General features: G+C 62.2%; 17 protein-coding genes and 1 pseudogene. 2 read left to right on the forward strand and 16 right to left on the reverse strand.

The features are described from left to right. Window positions 1-435, reverse strand: a pseudogene (locus VMA74_RS19950) (hypothetical protein); the annotation flags it as partial. A 47-nt stretch (window positions 436-482) separates the two neighbouring features. Between VMA74_RS19950 and VMA74_RS19955 the strand changes: the two are divergent. Continuing rightward, the gene (locus tag VMA74_RS19955; RefSeq protein ID WP_325370199.1) at window positions 483-1,202 is read left to right on the forward strand and encodes a response regulator; all 720 of its coding nucleotides are present in this window, start codon (window positions 483-485) and stop codon (window positions 1,200-1,202) included. Window positions 1,203-1,247: 45 nt separating this feature from the next. Here VMA74_RS19955 and recO read toward each other — a convergent pair whose 3' ends face one another. From recO to VMA74_RS20010, 11 genes are all read right to left on the reverse strand, one after another. Further along, window positions 1,248-1,958 (reverse strand): DNA repair protein RecO, encoded by a 711-nt coding sequence (recO, locus tag VMA74_RS19960; RefSeq protein WP_325370200.1) that lies wholly within the window; start codon window positions 1,956-1,958, stop codon window positions 1,248-1,250. Between the two features lie 415 nt (window positions 1,959-2,373). Then, window positions 2,374-3,309, reverse strand: coding sequence for a GTPase Era (gene era / locus VMA74_RS19965; RefSeq protein ID WP_325370201.1), 936 nt, complete (start codon window positions 3,307-3,309; stop codon window positions 2,374-2,376). Between the two features lie 141 nt (window positions 3,310-3,450). Continuing rightward, a complete protein-coding gene (gene rnc / locus VMA74_RS19970) occupies window positions 3,451-4,110 on the reverse strand; it encodes a ribonuclease III (RefSeq protein WP_325370202.1) in 660 nt (219 codons plus the stop codon). Window positions 4,111-4,112: 2 nt separating this feature from the next. Continuing rightward, the gene (locus tag VMA74_RS19975) at window positions 4,113-4,499 is read right to left on the reverse strand and encodes a DUF4845 domain-containing protein (RefSeq protein ID WP_325370203.1); all 387 of its coding nucleotides are present in this window, start codon (window positions 4,497-4,499) and stop codon (window positions 4,113-4,115) included. Window positions 4,500-4,623: 124 nt separating this feature from the next. Continuing rightward, window positions 4,624-5,523: a signal peptidase I gene (gene lepB / locus VMA74_RS19980; RefSeq protein ID WP_325370205.1), complete on the reverse strand. Its 900-nt coding sequence runs from the start codon at window positions 5,521-5,523 to the stop codon at window positions 4,624-4,626. A 12-nt stretch (window positions 5,524-5,535) separates the two neighbouring features. Then, on the reverse strand, window positions 5,536-7,326 hold the full coding sequence (gene lepA / locus VMA74_RS19985) for a translation elongation factor 4 (RefSeq protein WP_325370206.1): 1,791 nt from the start codon (window positions 7,324-7,326) through the stop codon (window positions 5,536-5,538). Window positions 7,327-7,504: 178 nt separating this feature from the next. Further along, on the reverse strand, window positions 7,505-8,986 hold the full coding sequence (locus VMA74_RS19990; RefSeq protein WP_325370208.1) for a DegQ family serine endoprotease: 1,482 nt from the start codon (window positions 8,984-8,986) through the stop codon (window positions 7,505-7,507). Window positions 8,987-9,131: 145 nt separating this feature from the next. Beyond that, window positions 9,132-9,800 (reverse strand): sigma-E factor negative regulatory protein, encoded by a 669-nt coding sequence (locus tag VMA74_RS19995; RefSeq protein WP_325370209.1) that lies wholly within the window; start codon window positions 9,798-9,800, stop codon window positions 9,132-9,134. Beyond that, window positions 9,797-10,393, reverse strand: coding sequence for an RNA polymerase sigma factor RpoE (gene rpoE, locus VMA74_RS20000; RefSeq protein WP_325370210.1), 597 nt, complete (start codon window positions 10,391-10,393; stop codon window positions 9,797-9,799). Before rpoE ends, VMA74_RS19995 begins: the two co-directional genes overlap by 4 nt. Window positions 10,394-10,591: 198 nt before the next feature. Beyond that, a complete protein-coding gene (locus VMA74_RS20005; RefSeq protein WP_325370212.1) occupies window positions 10,592-13,186 on the reverse strand; it encodes a putative bifunctional diguanylate cyclase/phosphodiesterase in 2,595 nt (864 codons plus the stop codon). Beyond that, window positions 13,183-13,662 (reverse strand): hypothetical protein, encoded by a 480-nt coding sequence (locus VMA74_RS20010; protein ID WP_325370213.1) that lies wholly within the window; start codon window positions 13,660-13,662, stop codon window positions 13,183-13,185. Before VMA74_RS20010 ends, VMA74_RS20005 begins: the two co-directional genes overlap by 4 nt. A 206-nt stretch (window positions 13,663-13,868) precedes the next feature. Between VMA74_RS20010 and VMA74_RS20015 the strand changes: the two genes are divergently transcribed. Then, window positions 13,869-15,959 (forward strand): 3-hydroxyacyl-CoA dehydrogenase NAD-binding domain-containing protein, encoded by a 2,091-nt coding sequence (locus VMA74_RS20015; protein WP_325370214.1) that lies wholly within the window; start codon window positions 13,869-13,871, stop codon window positions 15,957-15,959. 46 nt (window positions 15,960-16,005) lie between these two features. On the opposite strand, the gene VMA74_RS20020 is transcribed toward VMA74_RS20015, so the two are convergent. The 4 genes from VMA74_RS20020 to VMA74_RS20035 form a co-directional block, all read right to left on the reverse strand. Then, window positions 16,006-16,572 carry a DUF2058 domain-containing protein gene (locus VMA74_RS20020; RefSeq protein WP_325370219.1) on the reverse strand — a complete coding sequence of 189 codons (567 nt, stop codon included), beginning with the start codon at window positions 16,570-16,572 and terminating at the stop codon, window positions 16,006-16,008. 25 nt (window positions 16,573-16,597) lie between these two features. Next, the gene (locus tag VMA74_RS20025) at window positions 16,598-16,810 is read right to left on the reverse strand and encodes a SlyX family protein (protein ID WP_325370215.1); all 213 of its coding nucleotides are present in this window, start codon (window positions 16,808-16,810) and stop codon (window positions 16,598-16,600) included. Beyond that, window positions 16,807-18,159, reverse strand: a complete 1,353-nt coding sequence (locus VMA74_RS20030; protein ID WP_325370217.1) for a UDP-glucose/GDP-mannose dehydrogenase family protein — start codon at window positions 18,157-18,159, stop codon at window positions 16,807-16,809. Before VMA74_RS20030 ends, VMA74_RS20025 begins: the two co-directional genes overlap by 4 nt. A 178-nt stretch (window positions 18,160-18,337) precedes the next feature. After that, window positions 18,338-19,126: an FKBP-type peptidyl-prolyl cis-trans isomerase gene (locus VMA74_RS20035; RefSeq protein ID WP_325370218.1), complete on the reverse strand. Its 789-nt coding sequence runs from the start codon at window positions 19,124-19,126 to the stop codon at window positions 18,338-18,340. Window positions 19,127-19,444 lie beyond the last annotated feature (318 nt).

Raw genomic sequence — 19,444 nt, forward strand, 5'->3', positions numbered from 1 at the left:
ATGCGTGGGCTGGTCCAGCGGGAACGCCGTGCCGATGCTGGCAGCGCCCTGGCTGGCGTTGATCTCGAGCGTGTTGGCAGATGCATCCACGACCAGGTTGACCGCGCCATCGCCCAGCACGCCGCCGGGTGCGCCGCTGAGGTGCACCGTGCCATCGAACATCCAGCGCATCTGCACGTCGCGGTGCAAGTTGCCGTCGATCACAATACCCACCCTGCGCCAGCCAAACGCGGGTATCTCGGCCTTGCCGGCATGCAGGCTGATCTGTACGGTATCAGGGGTTGCGCCAGGGGTAAGCTGCGCACGTACGTCTTGCAAGCTTACGCCGGGCATGTCGATCCGCTTGGCGACCACGACCGTGCTGGCCCAGCTGGGTGCTGCCCACAGCAGGGTCCAGAGCGCACAGATGGCAAGCGGGCGACGAAGTGAAAACATGAGAGGGCATTCTGCCAAACTAAGCTGAACGATACGGACACAGGACTATGCCGTACCCGACTTCCGCCGCCGAACCCTATCTGCTAGTCGCCGATGACGATGCACCGACGCGTTGTTTCCTCGGCGACGCGTTTCGCCAGTTCGGCGCGCGTGTCGTCTTCGCCACGAACGGCAACGAAGCGCTGGCGCTGGCGCGCAACGAGACCTTCGATCTCTTGGTGCTGGATTGCCGCATGCCGGGGGCTGGCGCGGTCGAAATCCTGAGCCGGCTGCGCAACGATCCGGAAGCGAATTCGAGCTGCCGCCCCGCTGTCGCCAGCAGCGCGGAACTGGACATCCAGGCACAGCAGTCGCTGCTCGCAATGGGTTTTCACGCGGTGCTGCTCAAGCCGTGCACCTTGGCGGATCTGCGCGGCATCCTGGCGCTGGCCGCCGTGGGGCTGCGCAACGTGCCGGTGCTGGATGACGGCCAGGCGCTCCACACCAGCGGCACGCCGTCCGTGGTCCAGGCGTTGCGCGGACTGTTGCGGCAGGAACTGCTGGCGATCAACCAGGAGCTGGACGAGCTGGCGCTGGACCCGAAAGGACTGGAAGCGCGCCTGCACAAACTGCGTTCGTCGTGCGGATTCTGCGGCGCGACCTCGTTATCCGAACACATCGTGTCGTTGCAGCAGCATCTGAAGCTGGATCATCGGGGGGCGATGCTGCCGCTGGTGGATTTTCGGCGCTCGATGCAGGAGACCATCGAAGTGTTGCCGATCGAGTAAGCCAAGCGGCGCCACGTTGCCGGGGTCGCGCCAGCGTTCGCGGGGTCACCGGCGCGTGAGCGCGCTGCGCAACACGCGCCACGCACGCAGTTCGACCCCGCCCAGGTGAAAGCGGATCAGCTCGCGCATCATGCCGCGCAGCGCATGCAGGCCCTGCGCATCGGGCATGCGGTCTTCATGCAAGGCCAGCAGATCGCTGCCGCGCACGGCGTGAGGCTCGTTGGGATGGCAGCGCACGGCACCGTGCTCGGCCCGGTATGCATACAGCGCGTCGGGCTGCAAAGGCTCGCCCGTGTCCGCTTCGATATCCAGTTGCATGGCGTACCCGAGTGCGGCAAGCAGGTCGCGTTCGAAGCGGCGCAGATGCCACGCCAGGGCCGCATCCTGCGCAAGGCGCGCGAGCGTCTGCGCATAGGCGCGAAAGAGATGCGGATGCGGATCTTGCCGCTCGGTCAAACGCACGACCAGTTCGTTGAGATACAAGCCGGCAAGGCTCGCATCGCCGCTTAGGCGCAGCGGTGTGGCGGTGGATTCGGCACCGCGCAAGCTGGCGAGTTCGCCACGCATGTGCAGATCGAGCGACAGCTGCTGGAACGGTTCCAGTTGCGCGCGCTGCAGGCGACCGCGTTGGCTGCGCACACCACGCGCAACCACGCCCAGGCGACCGTGGTCACGCGTCAGGCATTCGATCAATAACGAGGTTTCGCGATACGGGCGCGAGTGCAGAACATAGGCCGGCTGTTGTTCGATGAGCATGATCGAATCCGCTACGCAGCATTCGCGGAGATCGCCCCCTCCCCTGCGACAGCAGGGGAGGGGGCGTATTCTGGCGAGCATAAAGATACATGCTTAAGGGCACTTCTATAAATTGCCCGCTACTCGTCCAACAGCGCGACAAGTCGGTACAACCTGATACTCGCCACGATGCACTCCCTCCCCTGCGGCAGTAGGGGAGGGTTGGGGAGGGGTTGCTTGGGCTTTAGCACACCGCTGAATTTCCTGAGGAAGGGTATGCAGGCGATGGTCGGCTCCCGCCGCTCGCTGCGCTCGCACCCCACCCTAGCCCTCCCCTACTCCCGCAGGGGAGGGAATAGTTTCCCGCGATGATCCAGATGCCCGCTTCGCTATGAGGGCAATTTATAGAAGTACCCTTAAGTTAGCGTCACTGTGCTTAATCGGTATAACCAAACCGCTTGAGCATCGACTCGTCATCCGCCCAGCCTTCGCGCACCTTCACCCACAAACGCAAGAATACCTTGCGGTCGAACGCGCGCTCCATGTGCCGGCGAGCAGCGCTACCGATGGCCTTGAGCTGCTCTCCGCCCTGCCCGATGACGATGGCTTTCTGGCCGTCGCGCTCCACCCAGATCACGGCGTGGATCTCCGCAATACCGTCGTCCCGATCGTTGAATTGCTCGATCTCGACGGTGGTGGCGTATGGCAATTCCTGGTCGAGACGAAGCATCAGTTGCTCGCGCACCATTTCCGCCGCGAGAAAGCGTTCGCTGCGATCGGTAATTTCATCCTCGCCGAAGATGGGCGCGCGCACCGGCAAGCGCGTGAGGATGTCCTGCGTAAGCAGGTCCAGGCCCTTCTGCTTCAGGGCGCTGATGTAATGCACGGCTGCAAAGTCATGCTTGGCCGTCAGCTCCGCCACGAAGGGCAGCAGGGTGGTCTTGTCCTTGCTGAGATCGACTTTGTTGATGGCAAGCAGGCGTGGAGTGCTTTGCTCGGCCAGCACTTCGTAGAGCGCTTCGTCTTCGTCGGTCCACCGGCCGGCCTCGATCACTTGCACAACCAGTTCCACTTCGCTCAGTGCGGAATGCACGGCGCGGTTGAGGCTGCGATTCATCGCCCGCTTGGCGCCGCGATGTAGGCCCGGCGTATCGACATAGAGAATCTGCCCGGCGTCGTTGGTGGCAATGCCGAGGATGCGGTGGCGGGTGGTCTGCGGACGCGGGCTGACAATCGACAGGCGAAAGCCGATCAAGGCATTGAGCAGGGTCGATTTGCCGACATTGGGCCGACCCACCAGCGCCACGAAGCCACTGCGGAAATCGTGGTGCGGCAGTTCGTTTTCAGCGATGTCGTCGCGTTGGTCGTTCATGGTGCGAGATTACTCGGGTAGGCAGGAATAAGCATGGCGCCGCACGCTTGCTAACGCCAGCAGCGTGGCCTCATGGTCGTGCAAAACGGGATATCGAAGGGTGGCCGCGTTCGGCCCAGAGTGTCTGCTCAGGCTCTCAGCTCACTGCTCTTCCTGCTCGCCAACCAGGCGGTTCAGCACCATTTCCGCAGCATCCTGCTCGGCGAGCCTGCGGCTGCTGCCGCGCCCCGGCTCCGCCACTGCCATGGGCTGGGCAATGAGGCAATGGACTTCGAAAATGCGCGCATGCTCTTCGCCCTCGGTAGCCACCAGTTCGTACTGCGGCAAGGGCCAACCGTGCGCCTGCAGCCACTCCTGCAGCCGGGTCTTGGCATCTTTGGAGGCATGGGGCAAGGCCGCCACGCGGTCGGCGAACAGGGTGCGCACGGTGGTTCGGCAGGCATCGAAACCGCCATCGAGATAGATGGCGGCGACCAAGGCTTCGAAGGCGTCAGCGAGAATGGAGTCGCGCCGATAGCCGCCGCTCTTCAGCTCGCCGGAACCCAACTTCAGCTGGTCGCCCAGTTCGAGTTCACGCGCCACCACGGCCAAGGCCTGCCCATTGACCAGTTGCGCGCGCAGGCGCGACATGTCGCCTTCGGCTGCCTTGGGATGGGTTTCGTATAGCATCTCGGCGATGATCGCTCCGAGCAGGGCGTCGCCGAGAAACTCCATGCGCTCATTGTTGGGTTTGCCTGCGCTGCGATGCGTCAGGGCGAGCGCAGCAAGCGACGGATCGCGAAAGTGATAAGGCAATTCCACTGTTATTGCGGTGGAGCGACATTGCCCGCCACGGGCACGCTCTTGTTGAAATGGATCAGGAAATCGATGTTGTACATGAACGGTATTTGCTTGTCGTAGCTGACGCGTAGCTCGTTGCCGCTCGCCCCTTGGCCGAAGGTGATGTCGCTGGGATGGATGGTGGCATCGTCCACGTACTGGAAGCCCAGCTTGAACATCAGATCACGGCGGACTTGATCCAGCGTTTTGCCGTCCACGCCCTCGCTGGCGATCTGGTTCATGGCTTTCACGACACCCGCGTATTCGGTATAGGCCGGTACCAGCTTCATGGCCATGTAAGCGAAAAAGCCGGCCACGGCCAGCACCACGATAAAGCCGATGAGCGTGATGCCCTTCTGTTTCGATTTCATAGTCCCCTCGCTAATGCCGCTGGCGCGGCCCCTGTCCCGAACAAAAACCATGGGCGTTACTTTGCCCGGTCCACGCAAGCATCGCCAGCGACATGTTCACGGTTCGGCGAGCAGACGGGCGCCATCAGTGGATGATCATGCCGATGCGGTGGAAACCAACGGCGCCGGTACCCCAACCCTTCCAGCTGAACCAGATCATGAAAGCCTTGCCGACCAGGTTCTGTTCCGGCAGGCAACCCCACCAGCGGCTGTCCTCGCTGTTCTCGCGGTCGTCACCCATCACGATGTAGCAGTTCGGCGGTACCACGGACGGTACGCGCGCGTTGGGTATCGGCGGCGTGGGGCCGCGCGCAGGCATGCGCGCAATAAGGTGGTTGACCGGCCCCAGCTGTTCGCTCCAGACGGTGGCGTTGTAATACAACAGCTCGTTGTCTTCGGGGCGCGCCGGATTGCCCTTGAACGGACCGATTTCCGTATCCACCACCGGCTTGCCGTTGATCACGATCTGGCTGTCGTGCACCTCGAGCGTGTCGCCCGGCAGGCCGATCACGCGCTTGATCCAGTTCTGGCTGGGAACGGAGGCATGCGGATCGGCACAGGTGATGTCGCCACTGCGCACGGTCTTGCCGCTGTCGTCCTGGCAGATGTAGCCGGGAAAGCGGAAGACCACCACGTCACCGCGCTTGGGTTCGCCGATGCTTACAACTTTGTTGTTGAAAGCCGGCAGGCGCAGCCCATAGGCGAATTTGTTGACCAGGATGAAATCGCCCACATCAAGCGTGGGCATCATCGAGCCGGACGGAATGCGGAACGGCTCGGCCACGAAGGAGCGCAGCAGCAGCACCACGAAGATCACCGGGAACAGCGAACGGGCCCAGTCCACCGCCGCCGGATCACGATATTCCTCACCTGCCGCCGCAAAGCGTGCTTGGCGCTTGCGGTAAAAGAGCAAGCGATCGAGGCCCCACACCACACCGAACAATACGGTGAGGGCGAGCAGAATGGCCGAAAAATCAAAATCCATGCGTTGGCTCCGCTATTTGTCCACTTTGAGCACGGCAAGGAAGGCTTCCTGCGGAATCTCAACCCGACCGACCTGCTTCATGCGTTTCTTGCCTTCTTTCTGCTTCTCCAGCAGCTTCTTTTTACGGCTTACGTCACCGCCGTAGCATTTGGCGAGCACGTTCTTGCGCAACGCCTTGACGGTGGAGCGCGCGATAACCTGCGCGCCGATCGCGGCCTGGATCGCTACGTCGAACTGCTGGCGCGGGATCAGATCCTTCATGCGCTCGACCAGTTCGCGGCCGCGCCGATCGGCCTGGCTGCGATGCACGATCAGGCTGAGCGCGTCCACGCGATCGCCGTTGATAAGCACGTCGACGCGCACGAACGGGCCGGCATCGAAGCGCTCCAGGTGGTAATCCATGGAGGCATAACCGCGCGAGACCGATTTGAGCTTGTCGAAGAAATCCAGCACCACCTCCGCCAGCGGCAGCTCGTAGTTGATCTGCACCTGCGTGGCCAGATACTGGATGGAGCGTTGCACACCACGCTTTTCTTCACACAGCGTGATGATGTTGCCGATGTAATCCGGCGGCGTGAGGATGTTCGCCACGATCACCGGCTCGCGGATTTCCTCGATCTGCGTGACCGGCGGCAGCCGCGCGGGGTTGTCCAGCTGCATCAGCGAGCCGTCGCTCTTGAGGATCTCGTACACCACGGTCGGCGCGGTAGAGATGAGGTTCAGATCGTATTCGCGCTCCAGGCGTTCTTGCACGATTTCCATGTGCAGCATGCCCAGGAACCCGCAACGGAAGCCGAAGCCCATCGCCTCGGAGCTTTCCGGCTCGAAGAACAGCGCGGCGTCATTGAGCCGCAGCTTGTCGAGCGCTTCGCGCAACGCCGGAAAATCATCGGCCGACACCGGAAACAGGCCCGCGAACACACGCGGCTGCATGGTCTGAAAACCCGGTAGTGGATGTGGCGCGGGCTTGGCAGCCAAGGTCAAGGTATCGCCGACCGGTGCGCCGTGGACGTCCTTGATGGAGGCGGTGATCCAGCCCACTTCACCGGCTGAGAGTTTTTCCAGCTTCTTGCGCTTGGGCGTGAAGACACCGACTTCGCTCACTTCGTGTGCGCGCCCGGTGGACATCACCAACAGCTTGTCGCCTGGCTTGATCTCGCCCTGCATGATGCGCACCAGCGATACCACGCCCAGATAGTTGTCGAACCAGGAGTCGATGATCAATGCCTGCAGGCGGTCGGTATCGCGCGGCTTCGGCGGGGGGATGCGCGCAACGATCGCCTCGAGTACTTCGACCACGTTCTGGCCGGTCTTGGCGCTGACTGCCACGGCGTCGGTGGCGTCGATACCGATCACGGCCTCGATCTCGCCCTTCACTTTTTCCGGATCGGCCGTGGGCAGGTCGATCTTGTTGAGCACGGGCACGACTTCCAGCCCCTGTTCGACGGCCGTGTAACAGTTGGCAACCGATTGAGCTTCCACGCCTTGGGCCGCATCCACCACCAGCAGTGCCCCCTCGCACGCGGCGAGCGAGCGGCTCACTTCGTAAGAAAAGTCGACGTGACCAGGAGTATCGATGAAGTTGAGCTGGTAGGTCTTGCCATTGCGTGCCTTGTACGGCAGCGACACGGACTGTGCCTTGATGGTGATGCCACGCTCACGCTCGATGGGATTGCTGTCCAGCACCTGAGCTTCCATCTCACGCTCGGCCAACCCGCCGCAGATCTGGATGATGCGGTCGGCAAGCGTCGATTTGCCGTGATCGATATGGGCGATGATGGAGAAATTGCGGATCAGTTCCATGGGCACGCTGTCAGCTTCACCGCCTCGCGCGATGCGGAGGCAGGCTATCACCGGAATGGTGATATTAGCCGCTCATTATCGCATGGATTGAGAACGCAGGCCCACGATGGCTTGGGACGGCTCCGGCGCAGGCCCGGAGGAAAAAGGCCCGCCTTGCGGCGGGCCTTCATAGAGCGGTTTATTCATCCTTGCTACTAGGAACGGTCAGCGCGATGAAGTTGTTCGCATCGCCTCGCCGCACCAGCAGCAGAACGGTGTCACCGGGCTTTACGCCTGCCGTGGCGGTACGGAAGGCTTCCACGCTGCCTACCTTCTTCTGGTTCACCATCAGGATCACATCGCCCGGCTGCAGGCCAGCCTGGGCGGCGACTGGACCGGTAACGTTCGCAACGGCTACGCCCTCACCCGGCTTCAGGCCGAGTTGGCTGCGCGTGGAAGCATCCACGTTCTCCACGCTCAGGCCCAGCGCGTTCGCGCCGCTACTCGGCATTGCCTTGCCCATGGCGGAAAGCGCGCTCTGGTCGCGGGGCATGGTGCCGATGGTCGCATCGATGGTCTTTTCCTTGCCGTCACGCAGAATCGTGATCGGCACGGTGGAGCCTGGTTTCGTCATGGCCACCATCGGCGGCAGATCCGCACCCTGCAAGACGTCGTGGCCGTTGTACGCAAGAATGATGTCACCCGATTGCAGCCCCGCTTTCTGCGCTGCGCTGTCCGGTGACACGCTGACCACGATCGCGCCCTTTGCACTATCGAGCTTCAGCGCCTTCACCATGTCATCGTCGACTGGCTTGATTTCCACGCCCAGCATGCCGCGCGTGACGTAGCCCTTGGTCTTGAGTTGGTCCACCGCATTCATCGCCATATCAATCGGGATCGAGAACGCAATGCCCTGATAGCCGCCGGTGTCCGAATAGATTTGCGAGTTGATACCCACGACCTGGCCCTGCAGGTTGAACAGCGGGCCACCCGAATTGCCGCGGTTGATCGGCACATCGGTCTGGATGAAGGACGTGCTGGGCTGATCTCCGGCACCCAGGTTGCGCCCCACGGCGCTCACGATCCCTTGCGTTACGGTGTAGTCGAAGCCGAACGGCGAACCAATCGCCAGCACCCACTGGCCGGGCTTGAGCAGGCGCGAATCACCGATGGTCACGGTGGGCAAAGGACCGCCGGCGTCGACCTTCAGCAAGGCAATGTCGTAAGTCGGATCGGTGCCTATCACCTTGGCGGTCAGCGTGCGGCGATCCTGCAGGCGGACAGTGACGACATCGGCGTGATCGACCACGTGATTGTTGGTAAGGATGTAGCCATCGCTGGAAATGATGAAACCCGAACCCAGCGAGGTATGGGCCTGCTCTTCAGGCGAGGGCAGGATGGGCATGCCGAAGAAACGCCGGAAGATTTCCGCCTGACCCGGATCGATGCCCTGCAGCGGCATAGCGCCGGAACCATTGGGACGACGGCCGCTGTACTTGGCCTCCACGTGCACTACGGCGGGCGCGTTCTTTTGCACAATGCCGGTGAAATCGGGCAAACCGGCAGCTGCCGGGGCGGCCTGCGCCCACACCATGGGACTGGCTGCGACAATGCCCACACCCAGGGCGCAACCCAGCAGGCCGCAGAGAAGACGGCTACTGACGAGACGGGGATGACTCATGACTCCTCCTCAGGTTTCCAGACACCCCCTCTCACGCTCCAGGCTCGCCAAGTGGACGAGAGAGGGGAAACAATGAAGAAAGCGGGAAAGCAGCGGCTGGCCGACCGCGAAGCGGGAGGAATCCCCGCCGCTTCCGGGGTACTGCTTAGCGAGCGCCCTGCGCTGCAGCAGGCCGCGCCTGCGGTGTATCGATCAGCAGCAGATAGCTACCGTCCTGGTTATTCAGCGCCCTATAGCCTTGCATGGAGTAGGCATGGCCGGGGTAACGCTGGAACAGCGGGTTTTCCGAAGGATCCCCCAGCGTTACGGAGGCGCGCTGGCTCAACTCCGAAGCCGAATACGGACTCAATGATGGCGGCACGGCGGCCAGCACGTCATGGCTGGCGGGCGTTGCAGCAGCATTGGCCGCGGCGAGCGATGCACCCGCGCGCACGCCCTGCGAGGTCGGGCCATTGGCATTGGCAGCAACGCGGGCGGGACGCTCGGCATCCGGTGCGGTGGGCTGCGACACCATCAACGCGGCCACGGCGACACCGGCAGCGATTGCGCCCCCGAGGGATAGCCGCAGCCAATCTCGCCTGGGCGACCTGGCCACGTGTTCGCCTTCGACTGCCGACATCACGCGTGAAGCAAAGGCTGCACTGGCAACGCTTGGCAATTGACGGCGCAGGCTTTCGCTGGCGACGTGATAGCGCGTCCACGTTTGTACTAGCGAAGCGTCGTGATCGAGCCGGCGCAACAAGAAGCGCAGCTCTTCCTTGGACAATTCACCGTCCATGGCGGCCGAAAGGTTTTCCATGTTGGCTTCACTCATGACATTCGATCCTCGCGGTCTGAAAGCAGTGGCCGCAGTTTTTCATCGATCGCCTCGCGTGCCCGGAAGATGCGTGAACGCACCGTTCCGATTGGGCAGCCCATGGCCTCGGCGATCTCTTCGTAACTGAGGCCGTCCACCTCACGTAAGGTGATGGCCGTCCGTAACTCCTCGGGCAAAGCTTGGACAGTGGCAAACACCGTTTGTTCAATTTCCTGGCGCATTAATTCGCGCTCGGGAGTGGCCCCTTCCCACATGCGGTCGGCGCCGGGCACGAATACGGCATCCTCGATGGCGATGTCATCGGCCGGAGGCCGCCGCCCCATCGCGACCAGATGGTTCTTGGCCGTGTTCACGGCAATCTTGTACATCCAAGTATAGAAAGCGCTCTCGCCACGGAACGAACCAATCGCCCGCCAAGCCCGGACAAAGGCCTCCTGGGCCACATCCTCGCATTCGGCAGCGTTGTGCACGTAGCGGGAGATGAGGCCGATGACCTTGTTCTGATATTTGCGCACCAGGAGGTCGAAAGCGCGTTTGTCCCCATTTTGTACACGCTCTACCAGCGCACTATCGAGTTCGTTGTCGCCCATCCGGGCCGTCTCCTTCGTCACTGGACCATGCGGGCGATGTTCCCATCGGATGGGTGAGCTGCTCTGACCTGTTTCGCGCTCGCAAGTTCAGCGATGCGAAGGCCGGTCCCCTCAGCATTCTAAGATAGGGGCGTGCTGGCGTGACTCAAGCTGGCGCCTGGATTCCAGGAGCCTGTCGGATTTGAGCCGGCCGGGCTCCTAGGCGGGGATCACTGCAAGAGCCTGTCCGGACAACAAGCGTTCGCGCTCGCCCAATAGGCGCTCGAAGCTGGTGTGCGGCAGCGGCCGGCAGAAGAGGTAGCCTTGCAGCTCGTCGCAATGGTTGGCGCGCAGGAACTGCAGGTGCTGTTCGATCTCCACGCCTTCGGCCACCACGCCGCGCTTCAGGCGATGCGCCATTTCGATGGTGGCGCGGACGATGGCTTCATCATCCGGATCGACACCGATGTTGCGCACGAAGCTCTGGTCGATCTTGATGCGGTCGGCAGGAAGCTTGCGCAGATAATCCAGTGAGGCAGCGCCGGTACCGAAGTCATCGGTGGCGATATGGCAGCCCAGCTTGTGCAGTTTCTGCATGTTCTCCATCAGGTTGGGCGCGGCCTTGATACTGATGCTTTCGGTGACCTCCAGCTCGAGCAAACCCGGGTCGAGGCCACTCTCCTCCAGTACGGACGCCACCACCTCGGAAAGGTCCGGTTGCATGAGCTGGACGGCCGAGAGATTAACACCCAGGCGCAGGCGCAGGCCGAAGCGGTCGTCCCAGGCCTTGGCTTGTTTGCAGGCAGAGCGAAGCACCCATTCGCCGATCGAGACAATCAGCCCGGTTTCTTCCGCCAGCGGAATGAAGAAGCCCGGCCCGATGTTGCCCAGCTCCGGATGCTCCCAGCGCAGCAGCGCTTCCATGCCGACAATGTCTTCGGTTTCCGCACTGATCTGCGGCTGATAGAACACACGCAGTTCACCGTTGCCTTCGGCATGGCGCAACCTCGCTTTCAACGCTGCATTTTGCTGTTCTTGCGCGGGACTTACATCGTAGACACGGTAGTTGTTGCGGCCCAGGCTCTTGGCTGCATACATCGCCTCGTCCGCATGCTTGAGCAGCGTCTCGGCATCGAGCGCATCTTCCGGGAAGAAGCTGATGCCAATGGAGGCGGTGACCTGCAGCTCTGGACCGTCTTCCAGGTGCAGCGGCGCTTCCATGAGCTGCACGATTTTGTCTGCCACGCGCAATACGTCATCGGCCTTCACGATATGCCGCAGCACGATGATGAATTCATCGCCCGCGTAGCGCGCCACGGTATCGGATGCGCGTACGCTGCTGCGCAGCCGCTGGGTCACTGCAACCAGCACCTGGTCGCCTACCGCGTGGCCTAGCGTGTCGTTGATGAACTTGAAGCGATCCAGATCCACGAACAGCACGGCAAACGTTTCACCGGTGCGGTTCGCTTCGCGAATGATGGTGTCGAGACGATCGTTGAACAGCAGGCGATTGGGCAAGCCCGTGAGCGCATCCAGCAAACCTTCCGCGCGCCCCTGTTCGCGCGTGCGGCGCAGTTCGAGCATGTGTGCGAAATGCGCTGCCGCACAGTGCAGCACCGGCTCCACGATGCTGGGCTCGCTGAAAGGATGGCGGCTGCCCGCCAACAAGGCGCCCAGCACGCTGCGTCGCTCATCGAGCAAGGGCAAGCCGACAAACCCGCGCAAGCCCAGCAGACTGATCAAGGGATCCACCTCTGCCAGCCGCCGTGCATCCTGAGGGTGCATCAGCGTGCGGCCGCTGAGCAAGAGGCGCAGCGAGCTTTGCAGTTGCGGTCCTGGCCAGACCTGCTCCTCGCCGCGCCAGCGCTGCACGATCTGCACCGGCACGCTGCTTTCTTCGGGACGGGCGGACCACACCGCCAGGTAATCCAGATCCATTTCATCCAGCAGCAGCCGCGCGGTTTCCGGCAGGCTCGCATCGTCATGCCCAACGGCGAACAATCGGGCGAGCACCGCCAAGGCAGCCGCTGGACGCACGCTGGCACTGGCGCTACGGAACACCAGCGCGACCATCTCCCTTCCGTTGTGCTTGATGCGGCGCACGCTGGCTTCACCGACTTCGTGGCCGCGTATCGATTTGCGCCGACACGCCAGCCAGCGGCGATCCGCATCGAACAGCGCCTTGTCCAGGCTTACCGTTTCGAAGATCAGTACTTCCGCAAGCGGCATGCTGATCAACAGACTGTTGGCCAAGCCGCTATGCCTGATGTAAGCAGGATTGGCCTCGACCACACGCTCCGTGGCAGGGTCGACGATCAGCCAGTCACCTTCACCGTCTTCGAAAACGAAGCGGTAGTCGGCGGTAGCGGAAGGCAATGCGAAGGAAGGCACCGGCACGTTGGCGACCGGCTCGGCGGTGCGCATGGGCTTGCCGCTAAGCAGTTGCTGCCAGCGGGCAATCAGCTCGGTGCCAATCTGCGATGCGTAAAGCCAGCCGCCGATCTCGGATGGCAGCTGTGTGGGTTTGATCGTTGCATCGTCCACCAACACCGCAATGATGGGTGCACTCGCACACGGCGGCAGCAAACGCAGTTGCTCGCAAAGCGTGTTGCTGGCACGGCCGTCGCCATCGAACACCACCACGATCAATGCCAACGGTTCACGTCCTTCCAGCAGGATGGCCGCATGGGTGGTGTCGCGTGCGGAATGAATGGTGGGATGCCCCTCGCGATCGAGCGCGTCGAACAGTTCGCGGCGAAGCTCGCGCTGAGAGGCCACCAGCAAGATGCCGGCTTTGAAAACAGGCGCGTTCACAGCAGCCACCGTCCATCCCGCAACCTTGGTCGCTGAACCACATCCGCTGCGCTCCCCAGGCGTACGGCGACGTCATCGATGCTCGATACCAGGGTCTGCGGTGCATCCAGCAGCACCACCCGCCGAACGTGTCCGGCCGGTGCTCGCGCCAATTGCCGCAACAAACTGCTTTCCGTCGGTGCCAACGGCAGGGGGAAAGGACAAAGCAGGTAGACACCGAAATGGATACTCTGCTGGATGTAGCGCAAGGCATTACCCAGGCGCTGAGAGCCAGGGATGACTGCATGCGCCTCGCGCAAGTTCTGCATCCCGGTGTCCGGTGCCCACAGGTAAACCGATTGCCCGTTCAGGCGGGCGAGCGCGCGGAATTGCTCGATCAGCGCCTTGCTCTCGATATGTTCAAGCACGACCAGCCCTCCGGGCGCTGTGAGAATGCGCTCGTAGATATCGCTGCCGGCAAGCGGCGCGGGGGCCATCAGAGAAGTCATACCGCCCAAAGGGAAGTGATCGCATCTCGTACGTTACGCAGTCGTACGCGAAGCGCAATAGCCGGACCGCCGAGGCGTGATCCATGCGGCATACCCGCTGCGATGGCCGCCAATACCCGCCCGAATGGTACGTCTCGCAATCATCGCTGCGGGACGGTATGGTGAAGGTCTCCCGGCCATCTTCCCATGCCCCCATGTTCGAAGGATTGCGCTTCAATCACTGGAAAACGAGCCTGGACGATAGCGGCATCGTTGCCCTTACCCTGGACCGCGCCCATAGCAGCGCCAATGCGATTTCCCGCGAGGTGCTGGATGAACTGGGGCAGATCGTGGAACGCTTGGCGATCGAAAAACCCGCAGGGGTGATCATCCATTCGGCCAAGGCGAACGGATTTGCGGTGGGCGCCGACATCAAGGAGTTCGTCGAATACGCCAGGCACGGCACGGTGCTGGAGAACATCGAAAATGGCCAGCGCGTGTTTGAAGCGTTGGCCCGCCTGCCCTGCCCCACGGTGGCGGCCGTGCATGGCGCCTGTATGGGCGGGGGCACCGAACTGATCCTGGCCTGCCGCCTGCGCATCGCGGCGGATGACGAAAAAACGCGGATCGGACTGCCGGAAGTGCGGCTGGGCATCCACCCTGGCTGGGGTGGCTCGGCCCGCCTGCCGCGCCTGATCGGTGCCCCCGAAGCGCTGCCCGTGATGCTGACCGGCAACGCCCTGTCCGCGCGCAAGGCCCACAGCCTGGGCGTGGTCGATCGGTTGGCCCGTCCCGCGGAATTGATGGCCGAAGCGCGTGCCCTACTCCGCCATCCCCATGCCCGTCCGTTCGCGCAGCGCGCCACCGCATGGATCACCAATACCTGGCTCGCGCGCCAGATCCTTGCCCCCATGGTGATCAAGCAGACGGCCGCCAAGGTGCGCAAGGAACACTACCCTGCCCCGTTCGCCTTGATCGACGTGTGGAAACGTGGCGGCGGCAATATCCAGCAGCGTCTGAAACTGGAAGCACGCTCGGTGGCGAAGCTGGCGGAAACCTCTACCACGCGCAACCTTATCCGCATCTTCTTCCTGCAGGAACGGCTGAAAGGCCAAGGCGGTGGCATGGACGCCGGCATTCGTCGTGTACACGTGATGGGTGCAGGCGTGATGGGTGGCGATATCGCCGCCTGGTCGGCGTTCAAGGGCTTCGAGGTGAGCTTGCAGGATCGCGAGATGAAGTTCATCCAACCTGCCTTGGACCGTGCTTATGCGCTGTACGAGAAGAAACTGAAAACGCCGGAAAAAATAGCAGAAACGCGCAAACGTCTGCGCGCCGACGTGGAAGGCACCGGCGTGGCACAGGCGGATCTCGTCATCGAAGCCATCTTTGAAAATCCTGAGGCGAAGGAAGCGCTTTACGCTACCGTCGAGCCGCAGTTGAACAGCAGCAACGGTATTCTGGCTACCAACACGTCATCGATTCCGCTGGATGAACTGCGCAAGGGCCTGCAAGCGCCACAGCGCTTTCTGGGCCTGCATTTCTTCAATCCGGTAGCACAGATGCCGCTGGTGGAAGTGGTGCGTCATGACCGGCTTGATCCGGCCATCGAAAAGCGCGCCATGGCGTTCTGCAAAACCCTGGGCAAATTGCCGGTGGCGGTGAAGGGGACACCGGGCTTTCTGGTGAACCGTATCCTGATGCCCTATCTGCTGGAAGCACTACGCCTGCATAACGAAGGCGTGCCGGGACCGGTCCTGGACAAGGAAGCGAAAGCCTTTGGCATGCCGATGGGGCCCATCGAGTTGGCCGATACGGTAGGCCTGGACGTATGCGCTTCCGTCGGCAAGGAACTCGCGCCCTTCCTGGGCCTTGAACTCCCACCAGGGCTGGAAGAGAAACTCGAAGCCCGCAAACGCGGCAAGAAAGATGGCCAGGGCCTGTATACCTGGCAAGAAGGCAAGCCACAGAAGCCTCCGGTAGATCCGGACTACACGCCACCGCCAGACCTGCGCGACCGCATGATTCTGGCCATGATCAACGAGGCAGTTGCCTGCCTGGGCGATGGCGTGGTGGATGATGCGGACCTGCTCGATGCCGGCGTGATTTTCGGCACCGGCTTTGCACCGTTTCGCGGCGGCCCGATCCAGTACGTGCGGGAGGACGGCGCGGAAAAGACCCGCCAGAAACTGGAAACGCTGGCCAAGCGTTATGGCGAGCGCTTCATGCCGAAGAATGGATGGGATCACCCGGCACTGAAGTTGCAGGCAGAGCCTGAAGCAGCTACCGCCGAACACGCATATTGAGCACGCTAAAAGTCGGAGCTTGCACTCCGACCTGCGTGCCATGCGCTCACCACATCAAATCATCCGGGATACCGTCCTCGTCCACACCGGCAGTGGCCGGATCCACCAACAAGGCCACGAGGTGCGAATCGATCTCGCGTACTTGTTCGGCCACAGCCTGCGTCACCAGCAGATAGCGGCCCGCGTTCTGCACGACGCCCAGCTTGCCGGCGTTAAGGTCGGCTAGCTGGTTGGTATCGACATAGATCCGGCGAATCTTGCCGCCGTATTCGAAATGGCGCACCTGATCCGCATCAGGCTTGTTCAAGCCCTGGCCTTCGAGCAGTTTCTGCACTTTCGCCTTGCGTTCACGCTTCAGGCGCGCCTGTTCGGCCGCCTCCTGTTCGACGCGCTTACGCTCTTCGGCCTCGGTCTGCGCGCGGATGGCATAGGCTTTGGCCAGGTTGATCTCCCCCTCCTTTCGCACCGGCCTGGGCGGATGCGGCGGGTGTGGCGGCCTGCCTTTCGCAGGCGAAACCTGGGGCTTCGGTGCAGGTTGTTGCTGGCGCTTCTCGTCCTTGAACTGCTTGACGATGCCACTCTTCAGGAGCTGATCTCGTAATGAATCGGCCATGATCGAAATCCGGTGTTGCGTTCTATCAATAATGAGGCGGCGGCGGTTCGCTGTGCGGATCATGCGATTGTCCGAGGCGCACCGTTTCCAGTTCACTGTGCAGATGGCGAACCAGGCGCTCCAGTGTCGCAATGCGCAGAGACTGCGCGGCATCCGCAGCCACCAATGCCTGGACCGCATCATCGATAAAAGCGAGCCGGACTTCCAGTTCCGTAAGGCGCTGTTCGGTTTGGCTCATGACACTTTCGGGTTCGCTATGCTGCGTCCACGGCCGATGCCGTAGTACGCCACACCGGCCTCTTCCACCACCGACGGTTCATACATATTGCGGCCGTCGAAGATGACCGGCTCCTTCAACATCGCGCGGATGCTAGCAAAATCAGGGCTGCGAAAAGCCTTCCACTCCGTGATGATGGCCAGCGCGTCGGCGCCGTCCAACGCCTGATAAGCGGTCTCGCACAACATCAGATCGCTGCGCTCGCCGTACAGGCGGTGCGTTTCGCCACGCGCCTCCGGGTCGAACGCCCGCACCTTGGCGCCTGCGTCCCACAACGCCTCCATCAGCCGGCGGCTGGATGCTTCGCGCATGTCGTCGGTATTGGGTTTGAAAGCCAATCCCCACAGGGCGATCGTTCGTCCGCGCACGCTGCCCTCGAAATGGCGCAGGATGAATTCAAACAGCTTGACCTTCTGGTCGTGGTTGACCGCTTCAACAGCCTCGAGCAAGCGCGCGTCGTACCCCACCGTACGCGCGGTGCGTTCCAGCGCCTGTACATCTTTCGGAAAACACGAGCCGCCGTAGCCAGCACCGGGGTAGATAAAGTGATAACCGATGCGCGGATCCGAGCCGATGCCCTGCCGCACCAACTCGATGTCGGCGCCGACGCGCTCGGCGATGTTGGCGATCTCGTTCATGAAGCTGATCTTGGTGGCCAGCATGGCGTTGGCCGCGTATTTGGTGAGTTCGGCCGAACGTACATCCATGACCACGGTGCGATCATGGCTGCGATTGAACGGCGCATACAGCTTGCGCAGCAAGCCGACAGCGCGCTCGCTCGAGCTGCCGATCACGATGCGATCAGGGCGCAGGCAATCTTCGACCGCATCGCCTTCCTTCAGGAATTCAGGATTGGAGGCCACATCGAAATCGACAGAGGCGCCACCACGCGCCGCAAGCTCTGCAGCTACTGCTTCACGCACGCGGTCGGCCGTGCCTACCGGCACCGTGGACTTGTTGACGATGACCGCATAGTCATCCAAATGCCGTCCGATCGACCGGGCGACACCCAATACGTATTGCAAGTCGGCGCTGCCGTCTTCATCCGGTGGCGTCCCGACAGCGATGAAGATGATCTGCGCGTGCGCGACGGCAATTGCCGCATCGGTGGTGAACTGGAGCTGCCCATTGGCATGATTGCGCCGCACGATCGGCTCAAGTCCTGGTTCGAAGATCGGTATCTCGCCGCGCTCAAGGCGTGCAACCTTGTTCTCATCGATATCTACGCAAACGATATGGTTACCCATCTCGGCCAGGCAGGCTCCGGTAACCAGACCTACGTAGCCAGTACCAAAAATCGTGACTTTCATCGTGTAGGGTCAACGCTTTGTTGGGATCGAAGATTCTAACAGTGTCAAAACTGCTCGGGCGTTTGCTTGAAACCAGGCAACATGCACTGGCACACATGTACGCATGGCCTGCAACAAAACGAACGGGGCGCGAATCATCGCACCCCGTTCGTTTACATCGCGTTGGCAACCGAAGCGATTACTTGCCGCCTTCGCCGCCTTCGCCGCCTTCGCCACCTTCTTGCGGAGCACTGGCCGGTGTCGGGCCGGTACTCACCAAGGTCACGTCGAAGATCAGGGTTTCGTTCGGCGGCATGCCGCCGCGCGGTTCCGCACCGTAAGCAAGGTTCGGCGGAATGAAGAGCTTGTAGTGGCCGCCCACCTGCATCAGCTGCAAGCCTTCACGGAAGCCGGGGATCACGCGAGCCAACGGAATCGCGGTCGGGCCCGGGGGATTGTTCTTCTCGGAGCTGTCGAACACTTCGCCGTTGATGAAGGTGCCCTTGTAGTTCACCTTGACCGTGTCGTTCGGACCCGGGCGGGCGCCTGTACCCTGGGTGATCACCTGGTACTGCAGGCCCGAAGCGGTGGTTTTCACACCAGCTGCGCTCTTGTTCTTGGCGAGAAAGGCGTCGCCTTCGGCCTTGTTCTTGGTCGACAGCGCGTCAAACTCCTGCTTGCCTTTTGCTTCCGCCTGCGCGATGAAAGCCTTCCACACGGTGGACGCCTCCGTTTCGGACATGCTGGGTTTCTGTCCGCTCAGCGCGGCGGTCACCGCACGACCCACGGCTGCCGGGTCAACCAGTTCGCGCATCGGCCCAGGAATCTGGCCGGCCAGCTGGTAACCCATGATTTCGCTGGCTTTGGCCTTGTCGACGGTACCGGTAGCTGCGGTGCTGGACGTCTGGGCCTGCGCGCCAGCGGCGGTCATGCCCAGCGCAACGGCCAGCGCGGCCGCCGTCAGCGTGGGTCGCAGAAAATGCTTCATTTGGAACTCCCTAGTTATGGATATGCCGGCGTGCCGCGCCGGACCTCCCCCAATGGAGGCTGGCCCCGCATTGTGCGGTGTCCAGTCCGGTCTTGGCAACGACGATTCGAAGTTGACCGCCCTACCCTTCAAAAGTTCAGGGCGGCAACTGTGCGCGGCGCCACATTCAGCTCGGCTCGTTAGGAGAAGATGAAGGCTTTTCCAGCGTTTCCCGTAGTGCCGCTTGCAACCTCGCATGCACCTTGACCAGGCCGCGCCAGAGAATGACGGCGAAAATCACGCACACGGCAACCAGGGAAAATGCCACGCCACGCGGGG

The organism is Dyella sp., from assembly GCF_035508675.1.
Classification (GTDB): domain Bacteria; phylum Pseudomonadota; class Gammaproteobacteria; order Xanthomonadales; family Rhodanobacteraceae; genus Dyella_B.